Origin of the sequence: Bradyrhizobium sp. BR 1432 (genome assembly GCF_051547705.1) — a bacterium.
Lineage (GTDB): Bacteria > Pseudomonadota > Alphaproteobacteria > Rhizobiales > Xanthobacteraceae > Bradyrhizobium > Bradyrhizobium zhanjiangense.
This window is the reverse complement of the sequence record NZ_JBPUGF010000003.1, coordinates 7,541,308-7,557,592: the sequence shown is the minus strand read 5'-3', so window position 1 is coordinate 7,557,592 and position 16,285 is coordinate 7,541,308. Positions and strand designations below refer to the sequence as shown.

Annotated in this window: 13 protein-coding genes and 1 pseudogene; 11 read left to right on the top strand and 3 right to left on the bottom strand. The window is 59.4% G+C overall.

The features are described 5' to 3' along the window. Nucleotides 1–37 precede the first annotated feature (37 nt). The 3 genes from ACSKB8_RS36730 to ACSKB8_RS36720 form a co-directional block, all read right to left on the bottom strand. Nucleotides 38–1,774 (bottom strand): type I secretion system permease/ATPase, encoded by a 1,737-nt coding sequence (locus tag ACSKB8_RS36730; protein ID WP_438109406.1) that lies wholly within the window; start codon nt 1,772–1,774, stop codon nt 38–40. Nucleotides 1,775–1,915: 141 nt separating this feature from the next. Further along, nucleotides 1,916–2,374 (bottom strand): hypothetical protein, encoded by a 459-nt coding sequence (locus ACSKB8_RS36725; RefSeq protein WP_091883555.1) that lies wholly within the window; start codon nt 2,372–2,374, stop codon nt 1,916–1,918. A gap of 251 nt (nt 2,375–2,625) precedes the next feature. After that, the gene (locus ACSKB8_RS36720; RefSeq protein WP_438109405.1) at nt 2,626–4,020 is read right to left on the bottom strand and encodes a hypothetical protein; all 1,395 of its coding nucleotides are present in this window, start codon (nt 4,018–4,020) and stop codon (nt 2,626–2,628) included. A 909-nt stretch (nt 4,021–4,929) separates the two neighbouring features. Here ACSKB8_RS36720 and ACSKB8_RS36715 point away from each other — a divergent pair. The 11 genes and pseudogenes from ACSKB8_RS36715 to ACSKB8_RS36665 all read left to right on the top strand — a co-directional run bounded on the left by ACSKB8_RS36715 (nt 4,930) and on the right by ACSKB8_RS36665 (nt 16,279). Then, nucleotides 4,930–5,139, top strand: a complete 210-nt coding sequence (locus ACSKB8_RS36715; protein WP_370986604.1) for a hypothetical protein — start codon at nt 4,930–4,932, stop codon at nt 5,137–5,139. Between the two features lie 103 nt (nt 5,140–5,242). After that, a complete protein-coding gene (locus tag ACSKB8_RS36710; RefSeq protein WP_370986605.1) occupies nt 5,243–5,746 on the top strand; it encodes an A24 family peptidase in 504 nt (167 codons plus the stop codon). A 1-nt stretch (nt 5,747) separates the two neighbouring features. Next, a complete protein-coding gene (gene cpaB, locus ACSKB8_RS36705) occupies nt 5,748–6,704 on the top strand; it encodes a Flp pilus assembly protein CpaB (protein ID WP_438109404.1) in 957 nt (318 codons plus the stop codon). Continuing rightward, on the top strand, nt 6,704–7,906 hold the full coding sequence (locus ACSKB8_RS36700) for an AAA family ATPase (protein ID WP_370986607.1): 1,203 nt from the start codon (nt 6,704–6,706) through the stop codon (nt 7,904–7,906). Before cpaB ends, ACSKB8_RS36700 begins: the two co-directional genes overlap by 1 nt. Continuing rightward, entirely contained in the window at nt 7,903–9,279 is a 1,377-nt protein-coding gene (locus ACSKB8_RS36695; RefSeq protein ID WP_438109403.1) for a CpaF family protein, read from the top strand. Before ACSKB8_RS36700 ends, ACSKB8_RS36695 begins: the two co-directional genes overlap by 4 nt. 209 nt (nt 9,280–9,488) lie before the next feature. After that, on the top strand, nt 9,489–10,208 hold the full coding sequence (locus ACSKB8_RS36690; RefSeq protein ID WP_438109402.1) for a type II secretion system F family protein: 720 nt from the start codon (nt 9,489–9,491) through the stop codon (nt 10,206–10,208). Further along, entirely contained in the window at nt 10,205–11,113 is a 909-nt protein-coding gene (locus tag ACSKB8_RS36685; protein WP_438109401.1) for a type II secretion system F family protein, read from the top strand. The genes ACSKB8_RS36690 and ACSKB8_RS36685 overlap by 4 nt, the downstream gene beginning before the upstream one ends. Nucleotides 11,114–11,115: 2 nt before the next feature. After that, complete coding sequence (locus tag ACSKB8_RS36680) at nt 11,116–11,763, top strand: methyltransferase family protein (protein WP_438109400.1); 648 nt, start codon at nt 11,116–11,118, stop codon at nt 11,761–11,763. A 532-nt stretch (nt 11,764–12,295) separates the two neighbouring features. Further along, on the top strand, nt 12,296–13,681 hold the full coding sequence (locus ACSKB8_RS36675) for a pilus assembly protein TadG-related protein (protein ID WP_438109399.1): 1,386 nt from the start codon (nt 12,296–12,298) through the stop codon (nt 13,679–13,681). After that, nucleotides 13,681–14,097, top strand: a complete 417-nt coding sequence (locus tag ACSKB8_RS36670) for a TadE/TadG family type IV pilus assembly protein (RefSeq protein ID WP_438109398.1) — start codon at nt 13,681–13,683, stop codon at nt 14,095–14,097. The genes ACSKB8_RS36675 and ACSKB8_RS36670 overlap by 1 nt, the downstream gene beginning before the upstream one ends. 560 nt (nt 14,098–14,657) lie before the next feature. Then, nucleotides 14,658–16,279 (top strand): annotated as a pseudogene (locus ACSKB8_RS36665) (type II and III secretion system protein family protein). Nucleotides 16,280–16,285: the final 6 nt, after the last annotated feature.

Sequence of the window (16,285 nt, the reverse complement as noted above, 5' to 3'; positions counted from 1 at the left end):
ACCGCGGGAAGCTTCCAGCTTGTGGGAAAATGCCAGATCATGGCGCAACTTGCGACGTAACCTGGGGCCGAGCCAAGTGCCGTTCAAAGATTTCCTCGCTGTCGCCGAACGCGACGACCGCACCGTCTTCCATGATGGCGATCTTGTCCGTGGCTGCGAGGAGACCCATCCGGTGAGTGACGACGACCAGGACGACATTTTCGCGCTTCATGCGCTCGATGGCATCCAGCAGCATTCGCTCGCCCCCGTAGTCGAGGCTGGCGTTCGGCTCGTCTAGAACAACGAGACGCGGACTGCCGAAAAAGGCTCGGGCCAGACCGAGGCGCTGCCGATATCCGCGCGAGAATGATTTTTCACTGTGAACCACCGTGTCGTACCCGAGCGGTAGGCGCATGATCGCCTCATGGATTCCGACGAGCTTGGCCGCATCGACCACCTTCCGCCGATCGGCATCATCAAGCCTTGCGATGATGTCGTTTATGGTGTCGCCGAGCAGATTGATGTCCTGGGGCAGATATCCCAGATGTTGGCCGCTCCGTTGCTCGCGAAGCAGCGAGACGTCGGTATTGTCGAGGCGGACACCGCCATGCGTTGGCATCGATAGCCCGGCGATCACTTGGCCAAGCAGCGACTTGCCAGAACCGGACGGACCGATAATGCCAAGGCACTCTCCGGGCGCGAGGCTGAACGAGACATCTTTCAGCAGAAAGTGGTCGGGCTCCGGTAGCTTTACGCCAACGTTATCGACGAGGAGACCGCTCCGCGCTTGTTGCGGCGAGATCTCCGTATCCTGCTGCTCGGTGGCGGGGAATGCGGCGAGAAGAGCGCCGAGCCGCTGACAGGCACTCACGGCCGTAACGAGTGATTTCCAGCCTGCGATTGCACTCTCGACTGGCGCGAGCGCCCGGCTGAACATCAGCGTAGAGGCAAAGATGATCGCCGGACTTTTCCCGTGATCAAGGACGAGCCACGCGGCTGCTCCCATGATCAGGACTTGCGACAGCGCGCGGACCGGTTTGGTGGCCAGCATGACGATCTCGCCTCGGCGGAGTGCCTCGTCGTGCTCTCTGCGGGCGTCCTGCGCGTCGTGGTAGATCGCTCGCGCTGCACTATCGAACATTCCCATGGCGCGGATCATGTGGACGTTGCCGGCGGCAGCCTGAAGGCGGCCGTAGCTTCTGGACAGCGCGGCGTTGGATTTGAGCAGAACGTTCTCGGTCAGCAGATCTCCGGCAACCGTGAGAGCGAACAGGAACGCCACGCAGCAGGCGCCCACCATGCCAAGCAGGGGATGGATCAGAAAGAGGACCAGGAGGAACAGGGGCGCCCAGAGCGCGTCGAACAGCATCGGACATGCGCCGGACTCCACGAACTGGCGCAGGACCGTGAGATCCCGATATGCGTCCGACGCCCGCGTCCAATCGCTGCGAAGCGCGAATTCGAGGCTGGCCGAAAGCACGCAAGGACGAAGCCGACCGTCGAGCCAGGAGCCGAGGCGGCCCAGGACGGCACGCCGCAGTGCATCGAACACACCGCCGACCACGACCGTGATCGCGACAATGAGGGTGAGCAGAAGCAGCGTGTCGGCACTCCGGCTCGACAAAACCCTGTCGTAGATTTGAAGAAGGTAGATGGGGGGCGCAAACAGAAGCAAATTGTAGCTGCAGCTATATGCGAATACGAGACCAAGCGGCCCCGCGCAGGACCAGAGGGCCGCGTGCAGCGGCGTACGGATTGGCGGCAGGATGGGCAATCGAGTGGGCGGCACCAGCATGATCGTCACCGCCTGAAATCGAGGTCCGGCGCACTTGCCCGACGGCCAATGCAATCTGGCAACGGCATCACGGGGGCATTGACGTGAAATCCAGGACCGGCGGCAGTGGCCGCCGGTCCCGCCAGTCGGACGAGCCGCTGGTCAGAGCGTATCGAGATGGAAGGTCACTCCTCCACCCCACGCGAAGTTGCCGTCTCCACCATCGCCGCCGATGCCAGCCACGACTTCCTGGTGCTGGTCCACAATGAGCTTGTTGATCTGGGTGGCATCCGTATTGGCGTATACCTTGGAGGTATCGTGACCGCTGTAGGATTTCTGGCTTCCATTCGACTCGGCGTCTCCGCCATGGGCCTTGGAAAACCATGAGGCCTTGGTGTTTGCGCCCCCGGCGTCCCAATCCGCCGTCTGTTTGACGTGATCGCCGGTGTTCACATGCACATCGGCACCGTCGGCTTTGTTGGTTGGATCGAAGTTGAGGGTCGGCTTGCTGATGATGGCTCCCTTGAAAGTACCGTCGCCGCCATTTCCGGCACTTTGACCACCGGTGTTGATCGATTTGAAGTCGATCGTATCCGTGATGTTGATTGCCTTTGGCATCATTTGAGGCCTCCGTCGTTCTGTTGGCTGTCGTGCAACATCCATCCCGATCAGGCGGACGCGCGCGGCAAGTCTGATCCGCCCGTGCGCGAGTGCGATAGATGTCAAATCGGACACCATCCGGCTTGGTGGGCCTACGTACGAAAGTACGCCATTCGTCAGGCGAGGGTGCCTCTACGCGGGGCTTTGCAAGCGAGGAGTGGCAACTGCACGTGCCGCCATGCGATCGATCATGCAAGCGGTACGAAGTGTCGCTATGCCACCAGGTGAAGATCTGACAAGAGATGCGCGGCATCGTCAGCTAGCGCAAGATTGCCGTAGCCGCCGTCCCCGCCAACTCCGGCGATCTGAACCGCACTCTGGTCGATGTGCACGTTGTTGACCTGATCGGCCACGGCCGTCGAATGTGGACCTGCGATGGCTATATTGATGGGCGCATAGATCGCGACGCTGACATCGATCAGACTGCCGGCAAAATAGCCGTTGCCGCCATTGCCTGCGCTGTTCGAACCGGTCGCGACCGTATCGGAGCCGCCCCACAGATTATGGGAGAGAAGGTTTGCATGGCCGCCCGTTGCGGCGTTGTCGTTGCCGCCGTGTACGCCAATGCCGGCGATCTGAACCGCGGATTGATCCACGGAAACATCATTTGTCTGGACCGCGTAGGCGCCGGAGCCATAGCCCGCGATCGCGATGTTGATCGGGTTGTACAGCACGAACGAGGTATGGACGAGCTCCCCGTAAAACGCGCCGTCCCCGCCATTGCCGGCCTGGCTCCCGCCGGTTTGAACGTCCCAGGCGCTCACTCCGGTGCTTGATCCCCAGCTAGGGTCGAGCGTGAGGATGCTACCGCCGGCCGCCACATTGCCATGTCCGCCATTTCCGCCGACGCCCGCGATCTGCGAGACCGATTGATCGATGTCGACCGTGTTCGATTGACTTGCATGAGCAGAGCCGCCCGAGTTCGCCAACGCAATGTTGATCGGATGATAGATCACCACAGGAACGTCCACCAACGCACCCGAGAAATAGCCGCTGCCGCCGTTACCGGCACTGTTGTCGCCGCTGGCGATCACATTCGTCCCAGAGGAAGGATTGACGCTCTCTCCCGACGCAATGTTTTCACTGCCGCCATGTCCGCCGACGCCGGCCATCTGAAAGGCGGATTGGTCGACATTCAAATTGTTGGACTGGTTGGCCAGGGCGACCGAACCGTATCCTGAACTCACCGAGATGTTGATCGGCTCATAGATCAGCAAAGACGCGTGAACGATGCCGCCGTAGAAGTAGCCGTCTCCGCCGTTCCCAGCCGTGTTCGTTCCGCTCTCGACCGTGGCGGCGCCCATCCCGAAATGGCCTGCGCCCGAAGCCGACTCGGTGGCCCAAGGATTCTGGCCCGCCGCGGTGTGGTGGCCGAAGTGCCCCACCGATGTGGTGAGATGTTCGAATTGAATTGGGCCAGAGTCATGGGGCAGGGCATGAGCGGCTCCATGGCCCGCAATCGGGCTTGGACTATGGACCTTGACGCCACTGTCGATCAGGTGCGGGACACGCGGTGCCGGACCGGAGTCGTCGTCACCATCGTAGCCATGGTGGTGATGGGAGGCGTGATGCAGCCGGATTCCATCCGACACTCGTGAAAAATCCATTGTAACCTCCCTCATCGCAATCGCTCCGCGCAATCGGAGGGATTCTGCAGTCCGGACGGAATGTCATCCTGGGAAGATCGAAAGCCCAGTCGTCAGTTCGGATATAGCGCTTCGGGTGACAGCCGTTACATCGGCTACATCCGTTCGAGTGGGCCGCTCTTGGGGCGCAGAGCGGACTAAGTTTGATGTGGCGCGCGAGGTGCTGACGTGCAGCAACGCGGATTGAGCGACTGGACACCGCTGCACTATGCCGCAAGCGCGGGATGATGACGAGGTAGTCGAGCTTCTGCTGGCTGACGGTGCGGATATCGATGAGCGAGCTCGAATCGATGATTGCGTCACCCTAGTACAACTGGCGAAATCATGTGGCTGCAACGCAGCGATCAGGGCCTTCAGAAGGATCGCGCCTGAGCCTCGTGGGTAGGTGTACCGCTTCGCGCCCTTGCACGTCGATCGTCCTTGCGAAACTGCTCCGGGCGTGCCGGCCGAGTGCTTCCTCGCAGCGTCCTCGCGATTGTGGGAGCCTGACACATCGGCGTGGCACGCAAATTAAATGCCGCCGCACAACAGGCGGTCTTTCTCCAATATTCCGATTATTATCTCTCGGACGTGCCCCGTATTATTCCGGAGAACGCTTCCGGCTCTCTGCCAACAGTCTGACCGGAAGGGAGGGGGTAGCTATCGTATTCGTATCACGGGAGTTTCTGTTCGTCCTAGGCGCGATCCAACGATGACTCGCTTTGGCGATAAAATTCAAATTGGTTAATTTAAGGACAATTTTATTTTAAATATTGACTGGGGCGGATATTTAATGAAGAGTTTATCGGTGGCGGCTGGGATTTAAAAGCCGCAGCCGCTAAAAGTTGCCGAGGTGTCTACAAATCCATGTTGAAAGAAGGGGTTTCTCCTATGTTGAAGTATTACGTCGAGACCAAGGAAGCGTTGAAGCGTCTGCGGACGGACCAGGATGGCGTGGTGTCGTTCGAGTACATCATCGTCGCGGTTTGTATCATTGGCGCAGTGTCGGCGGTGTTCGGTGTTGGGGCTGGTGGTGCGATCGGGACGGCGCTGACAGGCGGGATTACCGCCATCACCACCGCTTTCACTGCGGCAGTTTGATTCTACCAACTGACGCCAGAGGGGGGCATTGGAACGTGTCCCCCTCCTGAATGGGCTCCCTTGATTTTAGTGTGCCTACCACCTCCTTGAGGCATGCATTCCTATGGGCTGGGTTTACATAGTCTCAATACTGGAAATCTTGTTGTTGCTGTACGTCGCAACGCTCGATGTCGCGACCCGCTTGATCAGAAATGACGTCTGTCTGGTGCTGGCGCTCCTCGGGATTGCTGGGCAACTTGCTAGCCCGATGCAACTGATCGAATCCCTGACTGCCGCGACGATCCTGTTCTTGTTGCTTTTCATGATTTTCCAGCGGAGGTGGATTGGCGGGGGCGACGTCAAATTGCTGGTAGCTTTGGCCATTGGTCTGCCGCCGACAGCGTTGATGCAGTTGGTGACCGTAACCTCGTTGGCCGGCGGCGTGCTGGCCCTGGTGCATCTGATGATGCGCGTCCTGCCATATCCGAAGCTGGCGCCAGTCGGATCATCGCTCGCACGCCGAGTCTACGCGATCGAGCGCTGGCGCCACGTGCGACACGCGCCGCTCCCTTACGGCGTGGCCATAGCGTGCGGTGGCATCTGGGCCATCTTGAGCAAAGGATTGTGACATGTCATCCGCGTTGCGTCTCTCAATTATCCTGGTGCTATTGCTCGCAACCGCTGCGTTCGGGCTGATTGGCTACAACATGAACCTGCCGAAGCAGGTTCCGGTGGCGGTCGCGGAGCCGGCGCCGGCGCCTCCTTCGACCGTCGGCTATTTTGTTGCGGCACGTCCGCTGTCGAAAGGTACATTGGCCCGCGAAGAAGATTTCGCAGTACGCTCGGTGCCGCCTGAACGTCTTCCAGCAGGGGCGATTCTTGAAACGCCAAACTCCAAGATCGGACTTCCCGGCTCTCTGGTTCGCAAGTTCGTCGACGCCGGCAGTCCGATCACCTTGCAGGACGTATTGCGGCCGCGGGATCGGGGTTTCCTGGCCAGCGTCTTGGCACCGGATAGCCGTGCAATCAGCATCAAGGTGGACGAGGAGTTTGGCGTCTCGGGGCTGATCAGGCCGGGTGATTATGTTGATGTCTTATTGACCCAGGTGTTCGAAAAGGCAGAACCCGCGCGTCGGGCCCTGAGTGAAACCGTCCTAGGCAACGTCCGAGTCATTGCGATTGACCAGGAGATTGTGCAAGGCGGGCGAACCATAAGCTCGGTGGCTGGCAAGCAAGCGCAAACAGTGTCGTTGGAGCTTGCGCCAGACCAGGTCAAAAAGATCACTGTCGCAAGGCAGCTCGGAACGCTCTCTCTGGCCGTACGGGCAGCAGTCGAGCAGTGGGATACGGCGGACACTGGCGCCATGTCCAGCTGCGATGTGTCGCCGGAAATTGCTCGCCAGAATGCAATTGCCGGCCGCACAGCGGCGGTGGTCGTTCATGCTGGCGGTCAGGTCAAGCAATACTCGGTCAGGAAACAGGATTCAGGCGACGGCGACACGATGGTCAACTGCGATGGGTCGGAAGTTTCCCGCCGGGGTACGACGATGGTGGTTCAGGCAGGCAAGTTGCTGGAGAAACATTGATGAGCGCTAACATTGCAGTCGTCAGTTCGCCTGAAGACGCCACATCTGTCGTAGCGCGCAACCGGATCGTCTGTTTTGTAAATGACGAGCTTAGTGCTGCGGCTCTGCGCAAGGGCCTCGAAGGCAGTAACATATCGATCAAGCGTGGCACGATCCGTAATGCCATACGGATGCTCGAAACCGACACCGAACTATTCGCGTTGGTGACGGACATCAGTGGAATCGATGATCCATTTGCCGAACTGGAGAGGCTGGCCGGCGTCTGCCCACCCGATGTCCGGGTGGCTCTGATCGGTGAGAGCAGGGAGATCACCTTCTACCGCGAGCTTATGGAACTCGGCTTGACCGAGTACCTGCCCAGGCCGCTCACGCGGGACATGGTGCTGGACCAGCTGCGTCCGAAGCTGCTTGGCGACGTGACGGCCGGTTCGATTGATCGGGGCGGACATGTGATCTCGATCTGCGGTGCGCAGGGCGGTGCCGGCGCAACGAGTATCGCAATCAATCTCGCGCTGCAGCTGGCCGAGACCACCAAGGCCAAGGTCGCGCTGCTCGACCTTCACCTGCAAGCCGGCGAGACGGCCGTGATGCTGGGTGTTCAGCCCGGACCAGGGCTGCGCATCGCTCTGGAAAATCCCATGCGGGCGGACACACTGTTCCTGGAGCGCGCGGCAATTGAGGTCAATGAACGGGTTTGCCTGATCTCCGCCGATGAGGAACTGGATGCGCAGCTCGACATCACTGAAGCGGGCGTGAGACACGTGCTGGGTCTGCTCCGCCAACGGTTCAATTACATCGTTGTCGATGTACCGGTCCCGTTTCCGCCATCTATCCATCCGGTGATCACTCATTCTCGTCACGTGCTGGTGCTGCTGGAAGCCGAGATAACCGGACTTCGCAATGCCCACGCACTGCGTACCGCTGTCACGAACATCGCCGGCAAAGATCGGGTCTTTACTTTGCTCAACCGCGCCAATCGCCCCGGCGGCCTTCCCAGGGCTGCGATTGTCAAGGCTTTGGGCGCAGAACCAGACATGGTGGTACCCGATCTCGGCAAGGGGATGACCCAGGCGGTCAATCTCGGAATTCCAGCGCTGAAGCACGTATCAGGACTGCGACGTCACCTCGCCCCGATTGTGCGCGAGATTACAGGGCTCGGCGCCGAGCGGAAGGGACGGCTGAGGAGGCTGCTCGGATTATGAAGACCTTTGGTCGGCGCGACGACGACACGCCAGCTCGTTTGCCTGCATCGATGCCACGGCCCGCGTCGACGCCGAGCTTGCCTGCAACTGCGCCCAGGCACGAGCCATTGCCTCAGCGGCCCCTGATGTCAGCATCGCTCCGCGAACGGGTCATTGAGCAGATTGAGCCGTCGGTGGCCGCGACTGTTTCGCGCGATGTCCTTCGCCGGCAGATCGAGGAAATCATTCATGGAATCGCCAATGAGGAACGGCTCGAACTGTCAGGTCGCGAGCAGCTTCAGCTGGCTGACGAGATTGCGGATGACATGACCGGCTACGGGCCGCTGCGCCCGCTTCTGCTCGATCAATCGATCAACGATATCATGATCAATGGACCGAGTAACGTTTACGTGGAACGAGCTGGCAGGCTGGAACGGGTCGCGGTGCGATTCCGCGACAATGATCACATTGCGTCGGTGGCGCAGAAAATCGCCGGTCAGGTTGGGCGACGCGTTGACGAATCCAGTCCGATGGTGGATTGCCGCTTGCCCGACGGCAGCCGGGTCAACATCATTTTTCCGCCGCTAGCGATCCACAGCCCCTGTATTTCGATCCGAAAATTTCCAAGCCGCCGTTTGGACATCGCCGGAATGGTCGAAAACGGCTCAATGACCGCAGCCATCGGACAATTACTGGAGATTGCCGCTCGGTCTCGGCTCAATGTTCTGGTCTCCGGCGGCACCGGCTCCGGCAAGACCACGCTGCTCAATGCCATGAGCCAGTTCATTGATCACAGTGAACGCGTCGTCACCATCGAGGATGCGGCAGAGTTGCAGCTTCAGCAGCCGCACGTGATCAGCCTGGAGACCCGGCCTCCCAGCCTTGAAGGCACTGGGCAGGTGACACAACGCGATCTGTTGTGGAATGCCCTGCGCATGCGTCCTGACCGGATCGTCGTGGGCGAGGTGCGCGGCGCCGAAGCGTTTGACATGCTGCAGGCGATGAACACGGGCCATGATGGTTCGATCTCCACGGTCCATGCCAATAGTGCCCGCGATGCCCTGACCCGCATCGAGAACATGGTGCAGATGGGACAGGTCAATCTGCCGTCGCGGGCCATTCGAGCTCAGATCGTCGCTGCGCTGGATCTCATCGTGCAAGTCGAACGCATGCGCGATGGACAACGTCGCATTATCCAGATCACCGAGGTGATGGGGCTGGAAGGGGATGTGGTCACCACCAATGACATCGCAGCCTTCGAGTACCAGGAGGAGGATGAGCATGGGCGGATATCGGGCACTTACAAGTCTACCCTTGCAGTCCCGAAATTCAAAAGCCGTCTTGTCTATTTCGGCCTTGATCGCGCTTGGGCCGAGGTCATGAGGCAAATATGATACCTGAGTTCGTGATCGTCGCTGTTCTGGTGCTCGCGATCTGCGCAGCAGTCGGTTCGTTGTCGCTCGACGCCCGAGAACGACGCATGCATCGCCGGCTGGCGGTAGCTTTACCACCTTCACATCCGGCTAGCCTTCCGTCCATTCGCCGGTCGGAGACCGGGTCCCGGTCTCTGCTTCTCCAGCACCTGGCGAACTACAGGCCTGAGATGGTTCACGTCTGGCATCCGGCGTATGTGCTACTGGCCTCCGCCATCACGGTAGCCGCAATCTTCTACGCCAATAGCCTGCTGGGATTTTCCATTCTCTACGTGTCTGTCGCGGCTGCAATTGCCGCAATAGTGGTCGTACGCGGTTTGTTTGGATGGCAGCAACGTCGCTTCGCCGGTCAACTTTTTCGACAGCTGCCTGACGCGATCCAGCTGGTAACAAGTACGGTTCGATCGGGTCTTCCGGTGCACGAAGCATTTCGTACCATCGCGCGCGAGATGCCGCAACCAACGGCTGGACAGTTTGCCATCGTATGCAGCGAAGTGAATCTGGGTAGACCTCCGGAGGAAGCCGTCGAAGCCATCTATCGGCGAACGAAGGTGGCAGAGTATGCGATGTTCGCGGTGACACTTGCAGTCCAATTGAAGTCAGGCGGCAGCTTGGGTGAAACCTTGCAGACGCTAGGCGACACAGTAAGTCAGCGTGTTGCGCTAGCTGCTCGCGCCAAGGCGCTGGCAGGAGAGGTGATTTTCTCCTCGCGGGCACTTACGGTCTCGCCCCTGATTGCCGGAGCGTTGCTCTACGCCGCCAATCCGCAAAATGTCGATCTGTTGTTCTCTGATCCGATGGGAAACAAGCTTCTGGCTTACGCAATAGCCTCGGTCCTTATCGGACACCTAGTGATAAGCTGGATGGTCAGACGGGAAACAGAACTATGACGTTTGGTCTCAGTCTGGTGGCCCTCGCAGTAGCAGCTGGAACTGCGGCCTGCCTGTTGATCATCCGCGAAATGCACGTCCGCGCAATGGATACGCGGGTGTCAAACGCCGTGATGGGTATCCCTTACCGGTCAGCGACCTTCCAAGACGTGACCAGCTGGTTTTCATGGCTCGGCGTGCGGTATCGGCGCTTCTACGCCGAGGAGAATTTGGAAGAACTGCGAACGATCCTTCACTCATCTGGTTTCAATCATCATCGAAGCTTGCCGATCTGGATCGGCGTCAAGGTCGTCAGCATGTTCTTGTTCCCGGTGATTGCGCTGCTTCTTGCGCAACTCTCGGGAAGGGGACCTGCCGACGTGCTGGTCTTCACGCTGGTGGGCGTCGTGATCGGTATTATGGGGCCACGATTGATTCTGACTGTGCTGAAGCGCCGTTTTGATGCGGCCATTCGGCTGGGCGCGCCGGACATGATCGACTTGCTGGTCGTGTGCAGCGAAGCGGGAATGGGCATGGAGAGCGCGCTGGGACGTGTAGCGGAAGAAATGAAGCAGACCAATCCTGCCATGGCTTGGGTATTGCACCGTCTCCTTGATGATCTCCGGATATTGCCAAATCGCATCGACGCATTCGAGAATTTGGCAAATACCTCAGAGGGGCTTCGCCGGTTCGGCACCATGATCAGCCAGAGCCTGCAATACGGAACGCCCTTGAGCCAAGCACTACGCAGTATAGCGGTCGACCTGCGGCGAGAACGTATTACCAAGCTCGAGGAAAGAGCACACAAATTGGGCGCCAAGCTGACCATTCCTATGGTGCTTTTCCTGCTTCCAGCCATGTTTGTCATCATGGGAGGAAGCCCCGTTTTGCACCTCGTGCGTTCGTTCGCAAGCTTCGGTAAGTAGCCATGAGCACAATCGCCCTTTCGAAAAACTATTCGCACGATCGGATCATGCGACTGTTCGGCAGCATGTGGTTCTTGTTGCTGGCGCTTTGCGTGGCCGTCAAGATTGGGGCATCGCTTGCCGATCCCTGGCCATCGCTTCTGTCGGGTTTTTGCCTTGCCATTTTCTACATGCTCCTGGCGCTGTTGATCATCACTCGCTCTCCAGCAAAGGCGCATGCAGACGGCCTACTTCCGAGAATAGCTGCGTTCGTCGGGAGCTATTTGCCATGGACGATCAGCTTCCTGGGCAAAACCGACGAAACGCTGCCAAACCTGGCATCGACAGCTTGTGTGCTGGTCGGCACGATCATGATGCTTGTCACCATCCGACATCTAGGTCGGTCGTTCAGTTTGGTGCCGCAGGCGCGTTCGGTAGTGCAGACCGGTCCGTATCGATGGATCAAGCACCCACTCTATGTCGCAGAAGAGATCGTGGTCGTCGGCGTCGTGCTGCAATACCTGACACCGGTTACGGTGATCGTACTGGTCCTGCATATCGGCATCCAGGTCTGCCGAATTCTTTACGAGGAAGATCTGCTTCGGCGCAATTGCCCTGAGTATTCCAGCTACGAAGCATCACGTTGGCGCGTGATCCCGTATGTTTGGTGAGCCGCCATGCGTGGCCGAATTGTCATGGACATGGTCCAAATCGCCAAGGCTCGGGCTCCGCGATCGGAAGTCGTAGGTATCGGTCAAGTCAGGCGCGCGTGCCGTAGGGAGTCCTTCATCGCAGATCAGCGCGGCGCCGTCGCGTTTGAGACAGTGTTCGTCTACATATTCTTGGTGTCGTTCCTGCTGATGCCGCTCGCCGACGTAGCCGCCGCGGGCTTCCGCTTTATCTCCGCGTGGACCGCGTTGCGCTCCTTCGGGCAATATATCCAGTACAAGAATCCGCCGACCCGGCGAACCCGGGGACCTGGGTGTCAACGCTGCAGACAACAGTCGCAGGGCATACGATCGGCAACATCCAGGTCATGTGCGGAAGCACTGCCTGCAACTCCGGCAATCTTGGTTCGACTCCAAAGTACTTTACGTTTTCGACAACTGTCACTTTGGCCCCGATTGTGTTGACGTCGGTGCTGTGTCCCAGCGGTTGTACCTACACGCTGCCTTACTCTGAACGCTTCCAGTAGGTGTTTCCATGCGTAGTCTGCTCCGTTCCAGACAAGGCTCCGCCGCATTCGCAACAGTCATCGCGCTCGTGCCCCTCATCGGCGTGGTCGCACTCGGGGCCGAGGCCGGATCGTGGTACGTTACCAGGCAACAGGCGCAGAATGCTGCCGACGCGGCGGCCTACTCGGGCGCCTTGCGGCTTGCGTGCTCGAATGCTGGTGTGCTCTGCGATACATCAGTGGACTATCAAGCAAAGGAATTCGCGGCACAGAACGGGTTCTGTAACTCCGGCGACACGGCCTATCCGGGCACCAATTGTGCGACCAGCCTTCCGACAGGAATCTCGCGGGCCGTGCAGATCGATATCGGCAGCTACAGTGCTGGCGCGTTCACAACGCCGGCTACAGGAGGCGGCAACGCTGTTCGCGCCAGGGTCAGTCAGCAACAGCCGGCCTACTTGTCGGGAGTGCTGGGTTTGACGACCGTCAACATCCCCGCTCAAGCAATCGCTCTGGTCGAGTTGCCGAGCAAAGTGTGCGCCTTGGCGCTTGGGCCTGATCCGAGCGGCGGCGGAGGGGCGCTTAAAATTGCCGGCAACGTCAGCAACAACGGAACGGGTTGCCCGATAATGTCGGATTACAGTGTTCAATTTGCCAGCACTGCCACTTTCACAGGTTCGGGATGGGCCGTCTTGGGTGCAACGGGCTGTAGTCCAGCCAGCACCTGCGCCAATCCCGGCGTTACGCACAACTATTTCATGCCGTACGCCAACAATCCGCTCGGCAAATTGGACAGTGAATCGTTCAACAGCAGGACTGGCCCGTCAACAAAACCATGCGGTAGTGGCAATGTTACCAATGGTAATAAATGTTCGCTGAGCGAGAACAGCGCTAGCGGGGTGTACAGCAGTCTGAAGGTGAACGCCGGAGGCACCGTAGATTTTGCTCCCGGAACGTACTTTTTCTACAATGCAACGATAACTTTTGCCGGAACGGTCACCTGCACCGCCTGCACGCCCTGGCCGACCGCTTCACCATCGGGCACAGGTAAAGGTGTAACCCTCGTACTACTCGGGGATTCCAGCCTTTCCATCGCGGCCGGCGCTGTAGTTGAGCTGTCCGCGCCTTACACCAACCCTTTCTCTTCTGATCTGAACGGCGTTCTGATTGATGATCAGGCACCAAGCAAGAGCAGCAACAAAGTCGACATCAACGGTGGTACCGTTAAACTGGGTGGTGCGATGTATTTCCCGAATGTCGACGTTACGTGGAACGGATCGACTAGCAGTTCCAATACGACCTGTTCACAAGTGATCGCCAAAACACTCACCATGGGCGGTGGCGGCTTCCTGAGCACGGATGGATGTAATCCGGTCACCGTCCCTTACACCCAAGTTGTCCGCTTGGTGCAGTGATGAGAAAGCTCGATCAGCGGGGTATCGCGGCGTTCGAATTCGTCCTCGTCTTCGTGCCGCTTTTCATGTTGATCTTCGCCATCTTCGATCTCGGACGCTATGCCATCACGATGCAGTCTTTGCGGACGCTCGCGAGTGCCGGCGCCCGGGCGGTCATGATCAACTGCTATACGCCTGCCTTGCTTCAGAGCCCGCCTCAGTCGCCGTCCGGCTGCACCGGCGATCCCATGCCCACTACCGACAAGCAGAACGCGGCGCCGTTCCTGTACTTCGGCGGTCTCACGCCAACATTGAGTGTGGCGTCTAGCGGCAACAATTTGACTGTTACAGCTTCTCAAGCCGGCTTCACCATGCTGATGCCGATATGGGGCACAGCGCTCAATGCGCCGAGCGCGTCCACGCAAATTCCCTTCTAGCGCACTCCCGAACATCGGCCGATGAACACCCGCCCCCCTGGCGATGGCGATGATGCCGGACGCGAAGCCAAGACATGCCATGGCAAGTGCCACCCTGCCGCAGGCCCGAATATGGCAGTGTACCTGACGCATATTGGGCGGACGCCGCTTCGCGGTGGCGCCGGTGGAACTGGCCAAACGCTTGGCATCGAACTGCGTCAGAGCAATTCGCGCCTGGCCAAGCGCATCTCAAGACTGCGAGTCGACCCCCGTTCGATGGCGGGGCGACGACGGAACCTCGCGCAAGGTGGTTGTGCTGCCGGATAGTTCTGAACAGAGCTGCAGAGAAAATGATGCTCGCTGGCAACATTGGAAAGTTTTCTTTGCAGCTTGTGGCTGTGCGGTAAGTATCTCTTGTTGCAAGGAGGCAGGATGAAGGGCGATGATCTTGGAAACATGAAGTAACGAATTGTAGTGGGACAGATTGTAAGCTCTGCGACGTGGTGCGCAGAGGGGAACTGTTGAGGGACGTCGAGCACGTAGATTTGCGGGGATGCCGCGGATCGCGGCGGGGGACTCGAATGGGTGGCGGTCGCGTTTCGGATAAGGCGGTAGGGGGGCTTCTCGCCTTCAGCGTGATGAGTTTTGGCGCGGCGCTCGCCTTGCTTGGGTCCGCAGACCTCGCGGCGGCTGCAGACCGGCGGGGCTCCTCCGGCGGCGTGATCGTCAGCGAAATGAGCGACGTCCAGCGGGTCAGGGTGGTCGTCAACAAGTCACGCACCTTCAAGGTCGACACGGCTTTTTCGACCATCGTCGCGGGCTCGTCCGACATCATCGACGTGAAGTCCCTGAGCGATCACATGATCTACATCCAGGGTAAGCAGACCGGTACCACCAACGTCATCCTGTTCGACTCGTCGATGAAGCAGATCGGAATCCTCGACATCGAGGTTGTGATCGACACCGGGAATCTGCAGCAGAACATCCGGTCCAGCACCGGCATGCAGGGCATTCGAGTCTCGGCCTCCGAGGGACAGGTGGTGCTCAGCGGAACCGCCGCTGACGCGGTCGCAGCCGAGCGGGCCATGGCGATCGCCACCAGCACCGTCGCGAAAGGCGGCGTCGTCGTCAACGCCATGAGCGTCGCCGCGCCGCAACAAGTGATGCTCGAAGTGCGCTTCCTCGAGGTCAATCGCGAGGCGGGCCGCGACCTCGGCATGAACCTTTATGCGGGTAATGCGAGTGGATCGAACCTAGCAAATTCCGGTCTCGGCAGCAGAAGTACCGTCAATGGCGCAATAGTCCCGGAAGTGGTCGTGTACCACAACCAAATGTGGGGCCACCGGCCGGGACCTTACCATTGCTTGGCACCGTAGGTACGCTGGCCAGTGGAGCTGTGCCGTTTGGTAACTTACTCACCAGCGTGCTGAGAACGAGCAATGGCGCCTCGGTTGATCTGCTGGTGTCGGCACTGGAAACCAAGGGCCTATTGCGCCGGTTGGCGGAGCCTAACCTGATGGCGCTATCGGGCGACGCCGCGCGCTTCCTGGCCGGCGGTGAATTTCCAGTGCCGGTCGCCTCTACGGCGGTTGCGGGCGCATTGCCGACTGTTACTATAGAATTCAAGAAGTTCGGTGTTGAGTTGGCCTTCGTGCCCACCGTTCTCTCGCGCGGCGTGATCAACCTTCGGGTTGAGCCAACGGTCAGCGAACTTGATTTCCAGAACGCGGTGACGATCGCGGGGACGACCATCCCGGCGCTGTCGCGGCGCGACGCGCGGACCACGGTCGAGCTGCGCGACGGCCAGAGCTTTGCGATCGCCGGCCTGCTCCAAACTCGCAACCGGCAGGACGTTTCGCAATTGCCCTGGATCGGCTCGGTGCCGGTCATCGGAACCTTGTTTAGCAGCAAGTCGTACCAGCGGCAGGAAACGGATCTGGTGATCATCGTGACGCCGCGGCTGGTCGCACCGGCTGCACCCGGCCAGCAACTGGCGTCTCCGCTCGATTCCCGCCTTCCAGCCAACGATGTCGATTTCTTCCTCAATGGCCAGATGGAAGTCCGCAAGCGTTACAATGACTACGTCAATTCCGGCGGCGAGGTGAAAGGGCCGTACGGCCACATCATCGCTCCCGAGGTCAGGGTGCCCGTTCCAGCACCGGCAGCTGTTACCGACCAGCCAGTCGTGAAAACCCTCAACTAGAGGTGC

Coding starts and splice junctions, on each gene's coding strand:
- ACSKB8_RS36680 (WP_438109400.1), top strand. CDS start 11,116: ATGAGCACAATCGCCCTTTCGAAAAACTATTCGCACGATCGGATCATG.
- cpaB (WP_438109404.1), top strand. CDS start 5,748: ATGTCATCCGCGTTGCGTCTCTCAATTATCCTGGTGCTATTGCTCGCA.
- ACSKB8_RS36710 (WP_370986605.1), top strand. CDS start 5,243: ATGGGCTGGGTTTACATAGTCTCAATACTGGAAATCTTGTTGTTGCTG.
- ACSKB8_RS36670 (WP_438109398.1), top strand. CDS start 13,681: ATGAGAAAGCTCGATCAGCGGGGTATCGCGGCGTTCGAATTCGTCCTC.
- ACSKB8_RS36715 (WP_370986604.1), top strand. CDS start 4,930: ATGTTGAAGTATTACGTCGAGACCAAGGAAGCGTTGAAGCGTCTGCGG.
- ACSKB8_RS36690 (WP_438109402.1), top strand. CDS start 9,489: ATGGTTCACGTCTGGCATCCGGCGTATGTGCTACTGGCCTCCGCCATC.
- ACSKB8_RS36700 (WP_370986607.1), top strand. CDS start 6,704: ATGAGCGCTAACATTGCAGTCGTCAGTTCGCCTGAAGACGCCACATCT.
- ACSKB8_RS36720 (WP_438109405.1), bottom strand. CDS start 4,020: ATGGATTTTTCACGAGTGTCGGATGGAATCCGGCTGCATCACGCCTCC.
- ACSKB8_RS36730 (WP_438109406.1), bottom strand. CDS start 1,774: ATGCTGGTGCCGCCCACTCGATTGCCCATCCTGCCGCCAATCCGTACG.
- ACSKB8_RS36675 (WP_438109399.1), top strand. CDS start 12,296: ATGCGTAGTCTGCTCCGTTCCAGACAAGGCTCCGCCGCATTCGCAACA.
- ACSKB8_RS36685 (WP_438109401.1), top strand. CDS start 10,205: ATGACGTTTGGTCTCAGTCTGGTGGCCCTCGCAGTAGCAGCTGGAACT.
- ACSKB8_RS36695 (WP_438109403.1), top strand. CDS start 7,903: ATGAAGACCTTTGGTCGGCGCGACGACGACACGCCAGCTCGTTTGCCT.
- ACSKB8_RS36725 (WP_091883555.1), bottom strand. CDS start 2,374: ATGATGCCAAAGGCAATCAACATCACGGATACGATCGACTTCAAATCG.